The sequence below is a fragment of the Cloacibacterium rupense genome (assembly GCF_014645495.1).
Classification (GTDB): domain Bacteria; phylum Bacteroidota; class Bacteroidia; order Flavobacteriales; family Weeksellaceae; genus Cloacibacterium; species Cloacibacterium rupense.
The window spans coordinates 134788-153789 of sequence record NZ_BMLV01000006.1 but is presented as its reverse complement, the minus strand read 5'-3'; the positions used below and the strand labels follow the sequence as shown (position 1 = coordinate 153789).

16 protein-coding genes are annotated in these 19002 nt (G+C 32.1%); 8 read left to right on the top strand and 8 right to left on the bottom strand.

From position 1 onward, the window contains the following. Nucleotides 1-37: 37 nt before the first annotated feature. Genes IEW40_RS12520 through bamG form a run of 3 tightly spaced genes read right to left on the bottom strand, consistent with a single transcriptional unit; the run spans nucleotide 38 to nucleotide 2954 of the window. Nucleotides 38-1090: an anhydro-N-acetylmuramic acid kinase gene (locus IEW40_RS12520; protein ID WP_188618449.1), complete on the bottom strand. Its 1053-nt coding sequence runs from the start codon at nucleotides 1088-1090 to the stop codon at nucleotides 38-40. Next, nucleotides 1087-1680 carry an LPS export ABC transporter periplasmic protein LptC gene (gene lptC, locus IEW40_RS12515; RefSeq protein ID WP_188618448.1) on the bottom strand — a complete coding sequence of 198 codons (594 nt, stop codon included), beginning with the start codon at nucleotides 1678-1680 and terminating at the stop codon, nucleotides 1087-1089. Before lptC ends, IEW40_RS12520 begins: the two co-directional genes overlap by 4 nt. Then, nucleotides 1680-2954, bottom strand: coding sequence for a BamG family beta-barrel-assembly machinery protein (gene bamG / locus IEW40_RS12510; protein ID WP_188618447.1), 1275 nt, complete (start codon nucleotides 2952-2954; stop codon nucleotides 1680-1682). The genes lptC and bamG overlap by 1 nt, the downstream gene beginning before the upstream one ends. A gap of 166 nt (nucleotides 2955-3120) precedes the next feature. Here bamG and IEW40_RS12505 point away from each other — a divergent pair, with 166 nt between their 5' ends. Then, entirely contained in the window at nucleotides 3121-4239 is a 1119-nt protein-coding gene (locus tag IEW40_RS12505; RefSeq protein ID WP_188618446.1) for a DNA polymerase III subunit, read from the top strand. 31 nt (nucleotides 4240-4270) lie between these two features. Here IEW40_RS12505 and IEW40_RS12500 read toward each other — a convergent pair whose 3' ends face one another. Beyond that, nucleotides 4271-4495 carry a hypothetical protein gene (locus IEW40_RS12500; protein ID WP_229663451.1) on the bottom strand — a complete coding sequence of 75 codons (225 nt, stop codon included), beginning with the start codon at nucleotides 4493-4495 and terminating at the stop codon, nucleotides 4271-4273. A gap of 140 nt (nucleotides 4496-4635) precedes the next feature. Between IEW40_RS12500 and IEW40_RS12495 the strand changes: the two genes are divergently transcribed. The 4 genes from IEW40_RS12495 to IEW40_RS12480 all read left to right on the top strand — a co-directional run bounded on the left by IEW40_RS12495 (nucleotide 4636) and on the right by IEW40_RS12480 (nucleotide 9434). Then, complete coding sequence (locus tag IEW40_RS12495; protein ID WP_188618444.1) at nucleotides 4636-5265, top strand: TetR/AcrR family transcriptional regulator; 630 nt, start codon at nucleotides 4636-4638, stop codon at nucleotides 5263-5265. Further along, nucleotides 5249-6553: a TolC family protein gene (locus tag IEW40_RS12490; RefSeq protein WP_188618443.1), complete on the top strand. Its 1305-nt coding sequence runs from the start codon at nucleotides 5249-5251 to the stop codon at nucleotides 6551-6553. Before IEW40_RS12495 ends, IEW40_RS12490 begins: the two co-directional genes overlap by 17 nt. Nucleotides 6554-6639: 86 nt before the next feature. Next, nucleotides 6640-7737 (top strand): HlyD family secretion protein, encoded by a 1098-nt coding sequence (locus tag IEW40_RS12485; protein ID WP_188618442.1) that lies wholly within the window; start codon nucleotides 6640-6642, stop codon nucleotides 7735-7737. A gap of 119 nt (nucleotides 7738-7856) precedes the next feature. Next, nucleotides 7857-9434, top strand: a complete 1578-nt coding sequence (locus IEW40_RS12480; protein WP_188618441.1) for a DHA2 family efflux MFS transporter permease subunit — start codon at nucleotides 7857-7859, stop codon at nucleotides 9432-9434. 42 nt (nucleotides 9435-9476) lie between these two features. On the opposite strand, the gene IEW40_RS12475 is transcribed toward IEW40_RS12480, so the two are convergent. Then, entirely contained in the window at nucleotides 9477-10379 is a 903-nt protein-coding gene (locus IEW40_RS12475; protein ID WP_188618440.1) for a CorA family divalent cation transporter, read from the bottom strand. A 199-nt stretch (nucleotides 10380-10578) separates the two neighbouring features. Here IEW40_RS12475 and IEW40_RS12470 point away from each other — a divergent pair, with 199 nt between their 5' ends. After that, nucleotides 10579-11601, top strand: coding sequence for a 3-oxoacyl-ACP synthase III family protein (locus tag IEW40_RS12470; protein ID WP_188618439.1), 1023 nt, complete (start codon nucleotides 10579-10581; stop codon nucleotides 11599-11601). Between the two features lie 33 nt (nucleotides 11602-11634). Here IEW40_RS12470 and IEW40_RS12465 read toward each other — a convergent pair whose 3' ends face one another. The 3 genes from IEW40_RS12465 to IEW40_RS12455 are packed head-to-tail and all read right to left on the bottom strand — an operon-like array spanning nucleotide 11635 to nucleotide 14781. Then, a complete protein-coding gene (locus IEW40_RS12465) occupies nucleotides 11635-12405 on the bottom strand; it encodes a hypothetical protein (RefSeq protein ID WP_188618438.1) in 771 nt (256 codons plus the stop codon). Next, nucleotides 12389-12889: a hypothetical protein gene (locus tag IEW40_RS12460; protein WP_188618437.1), complete on the bottom strand. Its 501-nt coding sequence runs from the start codon at nucleotides 12887-12889 to the stop codon at nucleotides 12389-12391. Before IEW40_RS12460 ends, IEW40_RS12465 begins: the two co-directional genes overlap by 17 nt. Then, nucleotides 12865-14781, bottom strand: a complete 1917-nt coding sequence (locus IEW40_RS12455) for a hypothetical protein (RefSeq protein WP_188618436.1) — start codon at nucleotides 14779-14781, stop codon at nucleotides 12865-12867. Before IEW40_RS12455 ends, IEW40_RS12460 begins: the two co-directional genes overlap by 25 nt. Nucleotides 14782-15144: 363 nt before the next feature. On the opposite strand from IEW40_RS12455, the gene IEW40_RS12450 reads away from it, so the two are divergent. Beyond that, a complete protein-coding gene (locus IEW40_RS12450) occupies nucleotides 15145-15627 on the top strand; it encodes a hypothetical protein (protein WP_188618435.1) in 483 nt (160 codons plus the stop codon). A gap of 550 nt (nucleotides 15628-16177) precedes the next feature. After that, nucleotides 16178-18943 (top strand): pyruvate, phosphate dikinase, encoded by a 2766-nt coding sequence (ppdK, locus tag IEW40_RS12445; RefSeq protein WP_188618434.1) that lies wholly within the window; start codon nucleotides 16178-16180, stop codon nucleotides 18941-18943. Nucleotides 18944-19002 lie beyond the last annotated feature (59 nt).

Genomic DNA, 19002 nt, shown 5'->3' with positions numbered 1-19002 from the left:
AAAAACTATAAGTTTCGGGTATTTTCCGAAACTTTTTTTATGCTATAATTCCTGAACTATGGTTTTCTGAACTTCCTGTAGCAGAAGCGAGTACATTAATTTCGTTATTCAGTCTTAGTACACCCATTAAAGCAAAAATAAGGGCTTCTTTGTAATCAATAATTGATTTTTCTGGAATGATGATTTCGGTGGAAGTTTTGGATTTTATTTTTTCAATTAAATAAGTATGATAGGCTCCACCGCCAGTAATCAATACATTTTTAAGTTGGAATTGATTGAGGGTATTGGCGATTTGTATAGCACTATGTTCTGTAAAAGTGGCTAATAAATCTTCGGTACTTTGCTTGGTAAGTTTACTTGTTACGTTTTCTAAAACCCATTCTATTCCTAGAGATTTCGGAAAAGATTGTTGGTAGAAACTCAAATTATTTAATTGATTCAGCAATTCAGAATCTATTTTTCCGAGTCTAGCAATTTTGCCATCTTCGTCATAATTCATTCCTATTTTTTGAGCCAAACTATTCAAAACAATGTTGACTGGGCAAATGTCAAAAGCAATTCTTTGGTTATTTATTTTCAGTGAAATATTAGAAAATCCTCCTAGGTTAAGGCAAGCATCAAATTGGTGAAAAAGCAATTCATCACCAATGGGTACTAGCGGAGCTCCATTGCCACCCATTAAAACGTCTTGTACACGGAAATCATAGATTACAGGGGCTTTAGTCAGCCATTTTATGGCTCTCCCGTCGCCAATTTGTAATGTGAATTTTTTCTTTGGTTGATGAAAAACAGTATGCCCGTGAGACGCAATTAAATCTAGATTTTTTATTTGGTATTTTGTAATAAATTCATTTACTTTTTCGCCTAAGTAAAAACCATAATTGCTATGAAGTTCAGTTATTTCCTCCGCAGAAATATGGATGGCGTTTTTTAGTTCTTCTTCCCAGGTTTTAGGGTATGGTATTGTTTCGGCATGTAAAATTTCGAAGGACCAATGGTTGTTTTTTTCAAATTTTGCATAGCAAATGTCTAAACCATCTAGGCTGGTTCCAGACATTAAACCAATTGCAAAATAGGAATTTTTCGTCATTTTTTTACCTCGGGCATTTTCTTTACATTGAAATCTCCAGAATTGTTATAAAAAACATATTCAGAGAAGTCGTCTTTTGCTTTCATTCCGTTGGCTGCTACAAAAATAGAACCGTCTTTGTCTGTTATAAAAACGGTATCTTTGGTGTACATTTTACGGTTGGCTTTGTCCCAGTAGATAGATTGCATTACAAAAGTTTGCCCTTCGTTGTTAATTACTTTTACGTTTCCTTTGGCTTCGTAAAATTGTTTTTTTTCTATGATTTTAGCATATTTAGCCCAAAGCTTACCAGGTACTTTTGGTTTTTTAGAGTCGTAAAATTCTAGATAAAGCCCCTTTCTTACTTCTACATATGGGGTGTCTATAAATTCATATTCTTCTAGCAGTGGTGCTTTAAATCTTACTTTTACCATGCCAGAATCTCTTTTGGTAATATTAGCATTGTAGATAATTCTAGAAGGAAAGTTTTTTTTCTTGTTTTGGTCAGCCTTGGTAAGGTCTTCCTCGCAAGAGGTCAAAGAAAAAAATATAGCCAAACCTAATAAGGCGACTATATTTTTGTAAATTTTATTTGTCTTACTTTTAAACATTAGAAGTATTCATTTTTTCTGAACCATTTGTCAGAGAAATTAATTCCGATTTTAAAATTAACAAAATTTTGTTGAATTAAATTATTTTGTAATGTTCCTTTTCTGCCTAATTCTATGCCTAAATCTACACCACTCATATTCACTACATTAGATTTTTGGAATGGCAGAGTAGCTCCTAGAGTAATTCCATATTGATTGATATCTTTTCCGTTGAGGTTTAGATTTCCTTTTTCATAAAATACACCATATCTATATACTACTCTATTAAGATAGTTTCTAAAATCATTGTAATTTGGCAAATACCAACCTCCTGCTGAAAATCTGTAAGAATCCTCATAAACAAAAGGGGTTCCTAGAAAATTTGTAGTACTTCCTTTTTTATAATCTAGCTGGGTAGAAACAAACCATTTAGCATCATGACCATAGCCAATACCTAATGATGCCTCTACAGGAATTAGGTTTTTATCTTTACTGGTTTTTTTCTGCAATTCTGTGTAATTGTCTTTTTGGTCTCCAGCGTAGTAATAGGTGCTGTTTACAAAAGTTGTTTCTAAGTCTCCTGTTGTACCAAAAGTATAAGTAGCTCCTAAGGTTAGTTTTCTATCATTTTTAAGTTTCTTTTGGTAGGTAGAACCTAATGTAAAATTGAAACTCTTGATTTTTGTGGACGTATCAAACCCATTGATTAATATAGCATTAGAATAGGCTAATTCTTCTATGTCTGATAAAGTTCCGAAGTAAAAATTACTTCTAAGTCCTATTGCAAAACTAGGTGAGATATTATATCCGAAAGCGGCTTGTATTGTGCTAAGTGTACCTTCTCCGTGGAAATGATTTCCTTTAAAAGTTCCGTCTGGTAATTCTTGTTTGGTAAGAATATCATATCTTTTAGAGCTATAAGGTTGATAGCCAAAACCAAATTTTAATTTTTTAGAAATCGGAAAAGCTATCGAAATATTAGATAAATAAGATGAATGTTTAGTCACATCCATATTATTGTAATCTGTCTTGAAGAACTGATTTTCATTGTTTGCTTGAACTCTCAAAGAGGTAAGTTCTAGATTGGCATTAGCTGCAGGGTTTTTAAAATTAAAGCTATTGTTGAAATCCCAAATATAGGCAGTGTTTATTCCTCCCATGGCACTGGTTTCTACAGAATTATCGTACTTTACTTCTCCTATTCCAAATGTTGCGTATGGTGAATTTCCGATGCTTTGAGCTTTTAATCCGAATCCTAGTGCTATAAAAGGTAAAAGAAAAAATCTTTTTCTCATTATGTATAAATATTAATGCGCAAATATCTTAATTATTAATGAAACGTGAAAGTGATTTTTCTATTAAAAAGCGTTAAATGTCGATTAAAAAAGCTTAAATATCTATTAAATTACTTTTTAAACATCTTTTTTTGAACTTTTATTTCTAAACCGTATCTTTGAAATTATGAATTGGGAAGATATTGTAGGTCAAAAAAAAATAATAGCAACTCTGAAAGACGCTATCAATAATGAACGTGTAAGCCATGCTCAACTTTTTATAGGTGAGGAAGGCTATGGCGTTTTACCATTGGCATTAGCTTATGCAAAAGAAATCTTGAAAAGAGAAAACGAAAATGCTTCCCAAAAGGTAGAGCATCTCAATCATCTTGATTTACATTTTAGTTTCCCTGTTTTTACAGAAAAAAACAATTCTCTCAGCCAAAGACTTTTTGAGGATTTTAGGAAAATGATTTTAGAAAATCCATATGCTTCCATTAATGATTGGAATGAAATTTTAGACGCTCAAAACAAGCAATTCCTTATTTCTGCTGATGAAGTAGACGCATTGAATCAAAAATTTGCATTAAAAAGTTTTGAAGGAGGAACTAAAATACTCATTATTTGGAGAGTAGATAAGATGAATGTAACGGCAGCCAATAAATTTTTAAAATTCTTAGAAGAGCCGCCTAAAAAGACCATTATTCTTCTTTTAGCTGAAAAAATTGATACTATTTTACCTACCATTTTGTCTAGATGTCAAGCTGTAGAAGTTCCTAGAATAGATGATGATAGTTTATCTGTAACCATCCAAAATAAATTTGAAATTTCTGACGAAAAATTACGCGAAGTCATTCACCAGTCACAAGGGAATTACAATACGGCATTGCAAATGTTGAGCTCTAATGAAACTTCAGATGAATTCGAAAGTCTTTTTATAGATTGGGTAAGAAACGCTTTCATGGCCAAAAAGAAACCAGAAGTTCTCAAAAATATCGTTTTTTGGGGAAGAAACATTTCTTCTTGGAACAGAGAAAAGCAGAAGAGTTTTCTAGATTTTTGTTCAGAAATGTTCAGATTGGCTTTGCTTCAAAATTATGATGCCAATAATTTGGTTTATAAAAAAATAAATAAAAACGGATTCAATTGGGAAGCTTTTGCCAATTTTATTCACGGAGCAAATATTGTAGATATTTTAGAAGAAATTTCTACGGCAGATCTTCATCTTTATAGAAACGCCAATGCCAAAATAGTCTGGACAGATTTAGGCATAAAACTCACAAGATATATCCACAGAAGCGCATAAAAAAACACCGAAATTTCGGTGTTTTTAGTTTTTAAGCTGCTTTTTTAGTGGCGCAACAAGCTTTTTTGTTTTTGCTATTGCAGGCTTTCTTGTCTTTGTCAGCACAAGCTTTTTTATCTTTATCAGCACAAGTTTTCTTGTTTTTTGTAGTGCATTCTTTTTTTGCTTTGTCTGAGCAACAAGATTTTTTAGCAGTTTCCTGAGCAAAACTTAGTGAAAAGGCAGAGATTGCAACAGCAATAATTAAATTTCTCATTTTAATTAATTTAAGTTTTTCAAAGGTAACAAAATTAACCAATAGACAAAACATATTATTATTGATAGTTGCAATATATCAATCAATCGTTTGATTGATTTAAATATATGTTTAATTTTGCCCTATAAAAAAACAAGACATTGGAACATTCTACAAATCAAAAAATTCTTTTTACTGCTGAGAAACTCTTTGCAGAAAAAGGCTTTGATGCCACTTCTACTAGAGATATTGCTAAAAGTGCTGGGGTAAATGTATCTATGATTTCTTATTATTTCGGTTCAAAAGAAAAGCTTTTCGAAGAAATTTTTAAAGTAAGAATGAAAGAAGGACAGTCTTATGCCACAGAAATTTTAGAAAATAAAGAGATTAATGAATGGGAAAAACTTATCAGAATAATAGAAAATTATATCAAAAGAGTAAAAACATTACCAGAGTTTTATACCATCTTACAATCTGTGCATACTACAGAAAGTGTAGGAAATGAGCAGATTCTTAGTTTTCTGAGAACGTCTAAAATTGGTTATATTAAGATATATCAGAGAATTTTGGAAGAAGGTTTTGAAAATGGTGTTTTTACCAAAAAGCCTGATTTGTTTTTTCTACATTCCGTAATCATAGGTACTGTTTTTTATTCTAAACAAGGTATGAATTTATACCAAGAACTATCTGGAAATCATACAGATGAGTTTTATGAAAATCATTATAAAGAACTTACAATTAACTTAACATTACTATTAAAAGACCTTTTAGGTTATGAACAAAAAAATTAGAAACATTTTTGGGATTTTACTTTTTTCTATTGGTTTTTCCCAAATAACGGCGCAGGAAACGAGAACTATTTCTCTGAATGAAGCGGTAGAAATCGGCATTAATAACAGTAAAAATCTAAAGTTAGATGCTGCAAAAATAGAAGAAACTGTCGCACAATTGGTGGAGGCTAAAAACAACCAACTTCCAAGTTTAAAATTAGGAGCATCTTATTTGCATCTTTTTAGCCCCAATGTAGATCTCAAAACGGGTAATTCTGCAGCTTCTAATATTAAGGTAAACAATGTAATTTATGGTTCTGCTAATCTTACTTATCCCATTTTTGCAGGGGGTAGAATTAAATATGGCATTCAATCTGCTGAGTATTTAATTGAAGCCTCTAAACTGAATGCAGAGAATGATAAAATCGCAATTGCTTTTATTATTTCTCAGGCATATAACAATCTTTTCAAAGCATCGCAAACCATCAAAGTTTTAGAAGAAAATTTATTGGCTTCCAAAAAAAGAGATGAAACATTCTTAAAACTAGAAAATAATGGTTTGATGGCAAGAAATGACAGATTGAAAGCTCAGTTGCAAACATCTAACATAGAGCTTCAACTTTTAGATGCGCATAATAACTATAATATCGCTAATATTAACATGAATTTGCTATTGGGGTTACCAGAAAATACCGTTCTTAAAATTGATGAAAACTACATCAATGAACTACCTGATAACCAACCCAGCAGCTATTACCTTAGCCAAGCTTTTCAAAACAGAAAAGATTTACAAGCAATAGATTATCAAAGAAAAGCAGCTTCAATAGGTTCTAAAGCTGCGAAAGCAGAAAATTTGCCTACCATAGCACTTACAGGTGGTTATTTTGCTGCAGATGTGCCTGGTTTACTTACAGTTACCAATGCTGTAAATGTAGGAGTGGGTGTACAGTATAATTTGGATAATCTTTGGAAAAAGAATTCATCTTTATTGAAAGCACAAGCGCGCGAAAAGCAATTAGAAGTCAATAATGAGCTGCTAAACGACCAAATTAAACTCGAAATTAATAAAGATTTCCAAAACTCGGTTTTAGCAAAAAAGAAGATAGAGGTGTACGAAAGAGCGCTAGAACAAGCTGAAGAAAATGACAGAATCACTAAAAATAAATACGACAATGGTCTGTCTAACATCACAGATTTATTAGATGCAAACGCCGCTTTGATAGGTGCTAAAGTCAATGTGATTAATGCAAAAGCAGATGCTACTTTAGCCAACAAAAAATTGTTACAATCTTCAGGAATTTTAAAATAATTAAATTAAAAACATAAAGAACATAAAGATACAAATAAAATCTTTTTTTCTTTTAAATAAACTCAAAAAAACAACATCGATATAAAATGGAAAATACAACTATAAATCAGCCAAAAAAGAAAAAAAGTCCAATTTTCGGGATTATTTTAGGAATTCTAATCATTGCGGGAGCCATTTATGGTTTTAAAAAATGGTCTTACAGTAATTCTCACGAAGAGACTGATGATGCTCAGATTGCTTCTAACGTAAGTCCTGTAATTTCGAAAATTTCGGGTTACGTGGCAGAGGTTAAAGTAAAAGACAATCAGTTTGTAAAAAAAGGGGATACTTTAATTATTTTAGAAAACAAAGACCAATTAATTCTTTTACAACAAGCTGAAGCTGCTCTAGGAACAGCCAAAAGCAATCTAAATACCGCAAAAGCAGGAGCTGCTGCAGCCAACAAAAGCATTAATACTTCTAATGCAGCTGTAGGAACTGCCAATGCGCAAATAGAAGCAGCAAAAGTGAACGTTTGGAAAACCACACAAGATTTAAAACGTTATGAAAATTTAGTGAAAGACCATTCTATCACACAACAACAATATGAGCAAGTTCTCGCTGCTAAACAAGCTGCAGATAAGCAATTACAAGTTTTAGTGGAACAAAAAAATCAAGCTTCACAACAAACAGGTTATGTATCTTCTCAATCTGAAGCTACTTCTGAACAAATAGGTGTTGCGGGTGCCATAATTAAACAAAGAGAAGTGGACGTACAAAATGCTAGACTTAATCTTTCTTACACCATAATTACCGCTAAACAAGATGGTTACGTTTCTAAAGTGCCTGTGCAAGTTGGACAGTTTTTACAAGCAGGTGCACAATTGTTCAGTATTATTTTGAATAATGAAAAATGGGTGGTGGCTAATTTTAAAGAAACTCAACTTAATAAAATGGTTGAAGGTCAAAAAGTAGAAATTAAAATAGATGCTTTTCCTGATGAAAAATTAATAGGTACAGTAAGTTCTATTGCTCCAGCTACAGGTTCTACATTTTCTATTCTTCCTCCGGATAATGCTAGTGGAAATTTTGTGAAAGTAGTACAAAGGGTACCCGTGAAAATCACCTTTAATAATTTGAAGCCAGAAATCGCAAATAAGCTAAGAGCAGGGATGAATGTTTTGGTAGATGTGGAAGTGAAATAGAGTGGGAGAGTTGTAGAGTGGGAGAGTTGTAGAGTGATTGAGAAATGGAGAGTGAATTTTGAAATTTAAACTACATCAAACAAATTGAACCATTTTAAATAAATTGAACTAAATTTTTTATGCAAGATTCATTAGTAGAATATGGCGCCAGACGTGTGATTATTACTATCACCGCTATTCTCTGTGCTTTGCTAGAGATAGTAGATACCACTATCGTAAACGTAGCGCTTAACGAAATGAAAGGAAACTTGGGAGCTACGCTCTCAGAAGTAGGTTGGGTAATTACTGCGTATGCTATTGGTAACGTAATTATTGTACCAATGACGAGCTGGCTCTCACAACAATTTGGAAGACGAAATTATTTCGCGGCTTCTATCATCATATTTACTGTTTTTTCTTTTTTGTGTGGTAATGCTACCAATATTTGGGAGTTGGTCTTTTTTAGATTAATGCAAGGAATAGGTGGTGGTGCACTTTTGGTAACTTCACAGACCATTATTACAGAATCTTACCCAATCGAAAAGAGAAGTATGGCGCAAGCAATTTATGGTTTAGGGGTGATTATTGGTCCTACTCTTGGTCCACCATTAGGCGGATATATTGTAGATAATTACAGTTGGCCTTTTATTTTTTACATTAATATACCAATTGGCATTGTAGCTACTTTGCTTACATTACAATTTGTGAGAAGTCCTAAATACGCAGATAAAAAATCTGCAAGTGAAGTAGATTGGCTAGGTATTTTCTTATTGGCAATTACGGTTGGTTCTTTACAATATATCTTAGAAAAAGGTCATGAAGATGATTGGTTCGAAAGTAAAGTGATTACCACATTAGCGTTAACGTCATTTTTTGGTTTAATATTTTTTATTTGGAGAGAACTTACCTGTGAACACCCAATTGTAGAATTGAGGGTTCTTAAAAATGGTAATCTGAGAATAGGAACAGTGATGTCATTTATTTTAGGATTTGGTTTGTATGGTTCTACCTTTATAGTTCCACTTTATACGCAGAGTGTATTAGGATGGACGGCGCTACAGTCGGGTGCTTTAATGATACCTGCTGCTCTTACTACGGCATTTATGATGCCTATTATAGCTAAGTTAATAAATAGAGGCGTAAAACAACAACTACTAGTTGCTTTAGGTTTTTTTATATTTTTCATTTACAGTTTTTGGGGCTATAAAATTTTAACACCAGATACAGGAAAAGATGCCTTTTTTTGGATGCTCATTATGAGAGGAGCCGGGCTTGGTTTACTATTTATACCTATCACTTCACTATCGCTAAGTACGCTCAAAGGGCCACAGATTGGTCAAGGAGCAGCATTTACAGGGATGATGAGACAATTGGGAGGTTCTTTTGGTGTGGCTGCTATTACTACATTTATATCAAACAAATCAATGTTTTACAGAAGTGATTTAGTTTCGAAATTAGATAGTAATAGTTTGATGGTTCAGCAGAGATTAGCTTCCCTAAAAGCAGGTTTTATGGCAAAAGGAATGACTCCAGATCAAGCACTGAGTGCCGCTTATAAAGTTTTAGATTTTTCGGTGTCTAAGCAATCTGCCGTACTTTCTTATATGGATGTATTTTTATATCTAGGTCTTATTTTCTTGTTTTGTATACCATTTATTTTGTTGGTAAAAGAGAGAAAAGGCGGTGAAACTATAGATTTAAGTGAAGCTATGCACTAAAATATTACAAAAAAAAGACGTCACTTTGATGTCTTTTTTTGTTTACCATTTTTTTCTTCGGAAATAGATGAAAGTAACTATTACTATAAGCAGCATTACCCCTAGTGTAGTGAAGTAAGCATATGGTTCTTTTAGTTCTGGCATATATTCAAAATTCATCCCATACAAACCAGCAATAAAAGTAATAGGTAAGAAGTAGACAGAATAAATGGCCAACATTTTCATTACTTGATTGGCTTTTTGGTCAGATAATGCGATAAACATATTAATAAGGTTTCCTGTTTGTAAATTCAGATGGTCATAATCACTCAAGGCATCTTTATAACTGTCTTTCAGGTCTTTGATTTCTACAGCTTCTAGTGGCAGTTTGTCAAAAGAATTCACCCATTCAGAGGAAAGATTTAGTACTTTTTGGTTCAAACCTATTTTTCTTTTGAATTTGTATAATCGTTTAATCTGGGTAGAGCTAGAAACATTTTTTAGGAAGATTTCGTTTTCCATTCTTTCCATTTGTTCTAGTAAGATAAGGTTTTCTTCTTCGTAAGATTTAAAAATATTTTGTGCCAATTCTAGTGCTACTTTATAAGGATTTGGGTTGCTTATTTTATCTTCTTTCAAATTTTTTAAAAGGTTTTTCATAGCATCACTTTCTATTCTGTGAACTGTTAAAATCAAATCATCTTTCAGAAAAATCCCCAATTTGGTGCTTACATCGCTTATGGTATTCAGGTTAAGTCTTTCGGTATTGGTATTAATTCTTGTTAAAAGAAATTTTAAATCTCCTAAATCTTCAAACTTTGGAAGGTGATTTGGGTCTATACAGTCTTCTAACAAGAGGTGATTAATCTTGTATTCATCAGAAATACTTTTTATCTCTTGTATTTGTAAGTCCAAAACATCTATCCATTTGAATTTTTCTGTTTCGAAAATAAGACTTGCTGGCATATTAATATTAAATTTTATCAAAAGTAAAGTAAAAACTACAAATTAAAAAGCACTCCCAATCATTTTTTTTGAATTAAAAAGTTATACAGAGTTTCGTATTTGTCGATATTACAAAGAATTATGATTAAACGCATGAGGATTATATTATTATGTTTCAAATAAAATCTTATTTTTGTACCCTCAAAATTTTAAAAACTTTATGATTAGGAGTGTAATAAAAGGGTATGGTTACTATGTGCCAGAAAATGTAGTAACTAATGACGATCTTTCTAAATTGATGACTACCAATGATGAATGGATTACAGAGAGAACAGGAATCAAAGAACGTCGTCATAGAAAAAATAGAATTGACAGCGAAGAAACTACTGCAGTTTACGCTAAAAGAGCATCCGAAAAAGCTTTAGAAAAAGCAGGTCTTACTGCTAAAGATATAGATTTTATCGTTTTTGCTACATTAAGTCCAGACTACTATTTCCCAGGAAGTGGGGTGCTATTACAAGATTTATTAGGGTGTGATACCATTGGCGCTTTAGATGTAAGAAACCAATGTTCAGGTTTTGTGTATTCTTTGAGTGTGGCAGATGCTTTTATAAAAGCAGGTACTTACAAAAATATTTTGGTAGTAGGAGCAGAAATTCACTCTTTTGGGTTAGATTTTTCTGATGAAGGCAGAGGTGTTTCTGTAATTTTTGGTGATGGAGCGGGTGCAGTTATCTTATCAGCTACTGAAGACGAAAACGAAGAAGGAATTTTAGCCATCAATCTACATTCTGAAGGAAAATACGCTGAAGAACTTGCCGTGAAATTTGGTGGAACTAAATACGGTTGGTCAGACAGATTGCTTACTGAGCCAGAAGCTATTTCTAGAGATATGCTTTATCCGCTAATGAACGGAAACTTTGTTTTCAAACATGCTGTGACCAGATTCCCTGAAAGTTTAATGGAAGCATTAAATAAAGCAGGTAAAAAGCCAGAAGATTTAGATATGTTTATTCCACATCAGGCTAATCTAAGGATTTCTCAGTTTGTACAACAAAAAATGGGATTACCAGACGAAAAAGTTTTCAATAATATTCAAAAATATGGTAACACCACCGCAGCCTCTATTCCAATTGCGCTTTGCGAAGCGCTAGACGAAGGAAAAGTGAAAAAAGGAGACTTGGTTTGCCTTACTGCTTTTGGTAGTGGTTTCACTTGGGGAAGTGTGCTTTTTAGGTATTAAAAAAAGCTCTGCAATTTTGCAGAGCTTTATTTTTTACATTTTAACTATTTCTTTTAGAGAATATTTTCTAATACTTCCTTCTATAAAATTATTAGACTCATTAATTTCTAAGGGATAGAAGTTTTCTAAAATTTCTTTAACTTTTAAAACAGGATGATATAAAGTTTTTATATCTTTTGTTACCCACATTTCAAGTTTTACTTCAATATATTCTTCAGGTATATTAAACTCTGGAAACTCTGGGTCGTTTACAGCTTCTTCAATTTCTGTATAAGTTGCAATAGCTTTATAACAATTAATTCCGAGTATTTTTCTCTTTTGATTTTTCTCTTCTTTTATACTTAAGTTTTTAATTTTTTTGAAAATATACTGAAATTCAATTTCCCCGTCACTTGGGTAATGATAATATTCTTTTCCTTTTTGATAATCTAAAAATATTGGATGAGTTAAAGTCTTTACATTTTCTTTAGTTTCCCATCGTTTTAAGACTCTGTTGTCCATATATTCAAAGTAATAAATTATTTCGTATTCTTCTACGCTTTTTTTTGAAATTGTATTATCAATACTATCAAAACTTTTTCTTAATTCATCCTTTGTTTTGTCTAATCCAAACATTTCGCTTACTTTACTCATCATTGAAACAAAGTTTTCGGTGTTTTTTTTAGAACTTGTAATATATAATTCTAAATCAGTAATAGAATCTTTTTGTTTAAATGAGATTTGTTTTAAATTTATTTGTGCAGAAAGATTGTAAAAAACGAAAGCTAGTACTATAAAATATATATATTTACTTTTTTGTTTCATTTGATTTTTTTAAAAATAATCTGAATTCATAATTGCTGTATTTTTTCATATTTAAACGGTAAAAAAATAAAGTATCCTTTTTTGATAATAAGAATCCTTGTAAATCAAAGAACGCTTTTTTGGGAAAAACAATATGTATTTTATCTTTTTTATCTATATTTTTTGAAATTTTTCCTTTGTAATTATCAATTTTAGTCATTTTATCAAAATAAAAATGGTTAAATATAAAAGATGAATCAGATTTAATTTCTAATTTTATTGTATCACCCTTTTTAAGACTAAATGTTTTATAATTAGGATAATCAGTATCATTTGAACTTGGCACAAAATAATATTTCCCTTTAGCCTCTGATAAGCTTAAATATTTTGTATCACTATCAAAGATATTATTTTCTTCAATTTTTTTTTTATCAGAACAATTCACAAGTGTTGCAATAGCAACACTTGTGAAAATAATTTTTAAAAATTTATTGTTTCTGTCCATGTAAATATATTTGTTATTGTTCCACCTAAATGAATTCCAGTTCCAACATCTTTGTTGTCAATTATACCTTGATGACTTCCATTTTCCCCCTTAATAAATCTAGTTGCAGATTCCCAACCTAAATCATTATTGATTGTAAATTGAATTACTGCAGTATTACCAGATTTAGAAATGACTTTTGCAGTAATAGGAAAAGAACCAAGCATCTGTATACCAATATTAACATTTGCTAATGTAGAATAAAATGCATTTACATCATATTTGAAATATCCGTTTGTAGTTTGTCCCACGCCAACAATACCATTGGCTAATTTATATTGTATATTTAATAGCGAACCTGATGAATTTCCTTTAGGAAAATTCTTTACTGCATTTGTTGTTGGATTGTAAATATTACTGCCATTCACAACATTTGATGTATTTGTAAAATTAATAATATTATTAGAAAAATGCCCAGGAGTAAGTTCAAAAAACCAAATATTAAATAAATCTGCCCAGCTCATAGAATTTGGATTAAAGTTTACTAATGGAGCTACAGCATTCATACGAATAGGATCCACAATGTATTGATTAGCTTTTGCAATTTTTGAAGGATTATTTCCTGCATATATATATGAAGGCTCAACTAAGTATTTTCTAGCATATCCCGCAGTAGTATAGATTCCCTTAGAAATCATATCTTTAATTTTTTGTTTTAAATTTTCCAAATTAGGCCAATTAATACTTAAATTATCAGTTGTATTATTGTTTTCGTTAATTAAAAACTCTGTAAATACGTTTGCAGAAGAGTTTAATATAGACATTTCCTCAGAATTATTAGGGTCAAAGTCTAAAAAAAATATAATTTCCAGATCTTCTGGATGCTGAGCAAAGTAATTGCTTACGTTTGGGCTAGAATTTTTGAAAGTATCGTACCAATTTAACCACTTCTGAAACTGCTCTTTCGTAATATTAGGATTTTGAAGGATAAAATTAGTAGAGAATAACGCAAAATCTAGATTATAATTTACCAAATAATTATCTACTATAAAATCTTTCATCTCATAAGAAAGAGTAGAAAAACCACTAATCTGCGAAAGTATATTTACCAAATCCTGATCCGTAGGCACTCCGTTGTATGGGAATGTATTATAACTACCTCCGCCTAATGCACCTCCATTACTGTCTGTTCCTCCCGTACTTCCTGTATCACCTGTACTTCCTGTACTACCACCAGAGCCATCTCCAGTACCACCAGGGCCACCACCGTCACAAATATTTCTTATGGTTAAAATATCAACAGGTTTAGTAGCTCCTCCATAACATTTTGGTACATGCACGCATATAAATTCTGGTTCCCCTGTTTCCCAAGTAATTTCATAGCAACCTACAATATCTGTTTGTATTCTGGCAGAGATATTTAATTTTTTTATATCAAATACTCTAACTTTAGATTTTAAATCTACCTGTTTTCCAGCTATATAATTTAATTTTTCTTCAGGTGTTAAATTATATTGCAGTAAAACACCAGAATAAGTGCCATCAGAATTTTTCTTGAGGACAAGGTTTTCAATTTTAGAATTTGGATAATTTCTTTCTATCGGGAAAGTATAGGTTTTATTATTTTCTGTTTCTATAGATAATACATTTTCTGTTTTAATGATAGCTCCTTCCAATACAGAATCTTGTATGGTTCTGGAAGATTTTTTAAGCTTATTTTTAAATTTATTTATTTCTGCTACTATTTCGGTATTATCTAGTATTTTATTGTCTTTAATAAGAGATACTTTGTATTTCTGAGAAGAATTATCTTTAGAACTATCAATTGCGGTTTCATTTCTACACGCTTGTAATAAAAAAAGGGAGAATAAAAACAGAAAAATTGTTCTTATTAGGTTTGTTTGTTTTGTCATTGGTTTGTTGTTAAATGGTTAATAAGACTTTTTTAATTTGTAAAAATCCTCCGGATGATTTTTACACATCAAAAATATGCTAAACCAAATAAAAAACTCAATTTTTCAACCGTTATTTTATGAAAATTAACCGGTGTTTTATGAAAAAATATGATTTTGATAGGTATTGTTTAACATAATTATGGCTTTGGATGATTTTTTCATAATTTGAGAATATATTTTTTTGTTTTCATTGCTTTTTTATTATTTTTGAAAAAGGGATTTTGAATCACAATTTTTTAACTTTTAAATGTAAAGCTTATTGTTTTTTATTTTCCTCGTAAAACTATTAACCGCAGAAAACCTTAAATTAAATATTTTATTATGTCAATTACCAATTTAAACAACACGCATCTTACTGTTGCGCAAGTAACAGATGCACAAAATGCACTTAATCAGTTAGAAACAGCATTACAAATTATTAATGTAAACCTAAGTGCAGAAGACCGCCAGAAGTACGGGAGCATCAATGAACAAAACAAACTTTTTGTAAATAAAATCTATGATTTTTACAAAAGTCAGCCTTCACTATCATCATCAGATATAGATTGGGAAGAGTTTGAAAATGATTTCAACAGCAGAAAAAATCTAGAAGCATTGATATTAAGACTAGACAGCTTATCTACTAAGCTTAAAAATGCAAAAACACTTCATGATTATGACAACTATCAAGCTGCTCTTACAGATTATGCATACACCAATTACAAAGCGGGAACTGCATCGCCAGGTTTTGAAACCAAACTGAACGAAACCAAGCAATTCTTTAGCAAAACCTCTAAAACAACAGATGTACCGCCAACAGAATAGCAAAAAACATAAAAATATCCTGCAAAAACCATTGCAGGATATTTTTTTACCCCTCCTAATATGTTTTTTACTCCTTCGGACGTGTTTTTTACTTATCTCAACCTTCAAAATACTAATCCAGATACGTTCAAGACTATTCCAGATAGGTTCTGAAGTATTCAGTTGGGGTTGTTTAACCTAAAATTTGGGGTTCTGAACCCCAAAATCAGGGTCTAAGACCGTGAATTATAGGTTAAGAAACGTATAATTTCTATTAAAGAACCGCAAAATATAGGTTAGAGACCTCAAAAGAGGAGTTCAGAACCATAAAATATGATTTCGAGACCGCATCGGTAGGGTTTAGAGCATATCATAGTGATTATTTCATACTTAATTATCTTTATTAGATATTATTTAAAAATAAAATCAAAAACTTTTGATGCTTTTTTTTATAAAATTTTTATGATATTTGTCAAAATTGATAAATGTCAGTAATGTATTACCCAATATATTGTACAGACCTTTGTATTTTTGCTCATCGAAAATTGATAAAAGACTAAAAAAATATATTATGGCTACAACAACAAAAAATGTTAAGTATGTTTATTCATTCGGAGGCGGAAAAGCAGATGGAAATGAATCTATGAAAAATTTGCTTGGTGGTAAAGGTGCCAACCTAGCAGAAATGGCAGGTCACAAAGACCTAAAACTTCCTGTTCCTCCAGGATTTACTATTACTACTGAAGTTTGTACTTATTACTATGCAAACAAAAGACAATATCCTACAACTTTAGAAAAACAAATTAAGGATGCGCTAGCTCAGGTTGAAAAACTAATGGGCAAAAAATTCGGAGATGTTAAAAATCCTTTGTTAATGTCTGTACGTTCTGGTGCTAGAAAATCTATGCCAGGGATGATGGATACAGTATTAAACATTGGTCTTAATGACGAAACCATCCAAGGTCTAATCGCTGAAAGCGGTGACGAAAGATTTGCTTATGATGCTTACAGAAGATTGGTGATGATGTATGCAGATGTGGTAATAGAAAAAGCAGGTGGTATGGAACCAGCCAAAGGCATCGGTATCCGTAAAATCATGGACGAAAGATTAGAAGAAACTAAAAAAGAAAAAGGAGTAGAATTAGATACTGAATTATCAGCTGACGACCTTAAAAAATTAGTAAAAGAATTCAAAGCATTAACTAAAAAACACCTAAAACAAGAGTTTCCTGAAAATCCTTGGGAACAATTAATGGGTGGTGTAGGTGCTGTATTCGCTTCTTGGAATGGTAAACGTGCTATTGAATACAGAAGAATCGAAAATATTCCAGATGAGTGGGGTACTGCAGTAAACGTACAAGCTATGGTTTTCGGTAACATGGGAGAAGATTCTTGTACTGGTGTTGCTTTCACTAGAAACCCTGGTAACGGAGAAAACAAATTCTACGGAGAGTATTTAGTAAACGCTCAAGGTGAAGACGTGGTAGCGGGTATCAGAACTCCAGCTCCTATCAATCAATATTCTAAAAATGACCAAAGTAAACACATGGTTGCTTTAGAAAAATTGATGCCTGTTCAGTACAAAGAATTAGATGATATCCAACAAAGATTAGAAAAACACTACAAAGACATGCAAGATATAGAATTTACCATCGAGAAAGGTAAACTATATATGCTACAATGTAGAGTTGGTAAGAGAAATGGGGTGTCTGCTGTGAAAATGGCTGCTGATATGTACAAAGAAGGCCAAATAGATGCAGAAACTGCAATCATGAGAGTTAACCCTAATCAATTGGTAGAATTATTATTACCAATGTTCGACCCAGATATTGAAAAAACTCATAAAGTAATTGCTAAAGGTTTACCAGCTGGTCCTGGTGGTGCTGTTGGTAGAGTGGTATTTTCTTCAGAAGATGCTGTAGAATGGGCTTCTAAAGGAGAAAAAGTAATCTTGGTAAGAGAAGAAACTTCACCAGAAGATGTAGATGGTATGCACAAGTCTGAGGCGATTCTTACAACAAAAGGGGGTATGACTTCTCACGCTGCGCTAGTTGCTAGAGGTTGGGGTAAATGTTGTATCGTTGGTTGTAACGAAATAGAAATCCACGGAAATGATAAATATTTTGTAACCAAAGGAGGCAAAAAAGTAAAAGAAGGAGATTGGGTTTCTCTAAACGGTAGTAAAGGTACAGTTTATGAAGGTTCTCTTCCATTAATTGATGTTGATTTAAATAAAAATCAAGCATACAAACAATTAATGACCTTGGTAGATAAATACAAAACAATGGGCGTAAGAACTAATGCAGATACACCTAAAGATGCTCAACAAGCTACTTATTTCGGTGCAGAAGGTATCGGATTATTCAGAACAGAACACATGTTCTATGGTGAAGGTAGTGATAAACCATTATTCTTACTAAGAAAAATGATTATGAGCGACACCGAAAAAGAAAGAAAAGTTGCCCTTAATGAGCTATTTACTTTCGTGAAAAGAGACATCAAGGCCACTCTAGAAGTAATGAAAGGTAACGCAGTAACCATCAGATTACTAGACCCACCTTTACACGAATTCGTACCTCACGATAAAGCAAAATTACAAGAGCTTTCTAAAGAATTGGGTGTTAGCATGAGCATCTTAAACAGAAGAATTCTTGCGTTACACGAAAACAACCCAATGCTTGGTCACAGAGGTGTACGTTTAGGTATTTCTTATCCAGAAATTACAGAAATGCAAGTGAGAGCCATCTTCGAAGCAGCAGCTGAATTACAAATAGATGGTAAAAAAGCATTCCCAGAAATTATGATTCCGGTAACTTGTGGTAGACACGAACTTTCTCACCAAAAAGCCATCGTAGATAGAGTTTATGATGAGACTTTAGAGAAATTAAAAGTGAAAAAAATCCCTTATATGTTCGGAACTATGATAGAAATCCCAAGAGCAGCGCTTAAAGCAGATTCTATGGCTATGGTAGCAGATTTCTTCAGTTTCGGTACTAATGACTTAACTCAAATGTCATTTGGTTTCTCTAGAGATGATATCGGTGGATTCTTACCAAAATATTTAGATTTAAAACTTCTTGCTGGTGACCCATTCGTATCTATCGACCAATCTGGTGTAGGAGAATTGATTAAAATAGGAGTAGAAAGAGGTAGAAAAACAAAACCAAACTTAAAAGTAGGTATTTGTGGTGAACACGGTGGTGATGCAGATTCAGTAAAATTCTGTCATTCTATCGGTATGAACTATGTAAGTTGTTCTCCGTTCCGTGTGCCAATTGCTAGATTAGCTGCTGCACAAGCTGCTATTGAAGACAAAAAATATGTAAAAACTACATAACATTTTTTTGGTTAGCGAAGCCGCCCTCAAATTTTTGAGGGCGGCTTTTTTTGTTTTTG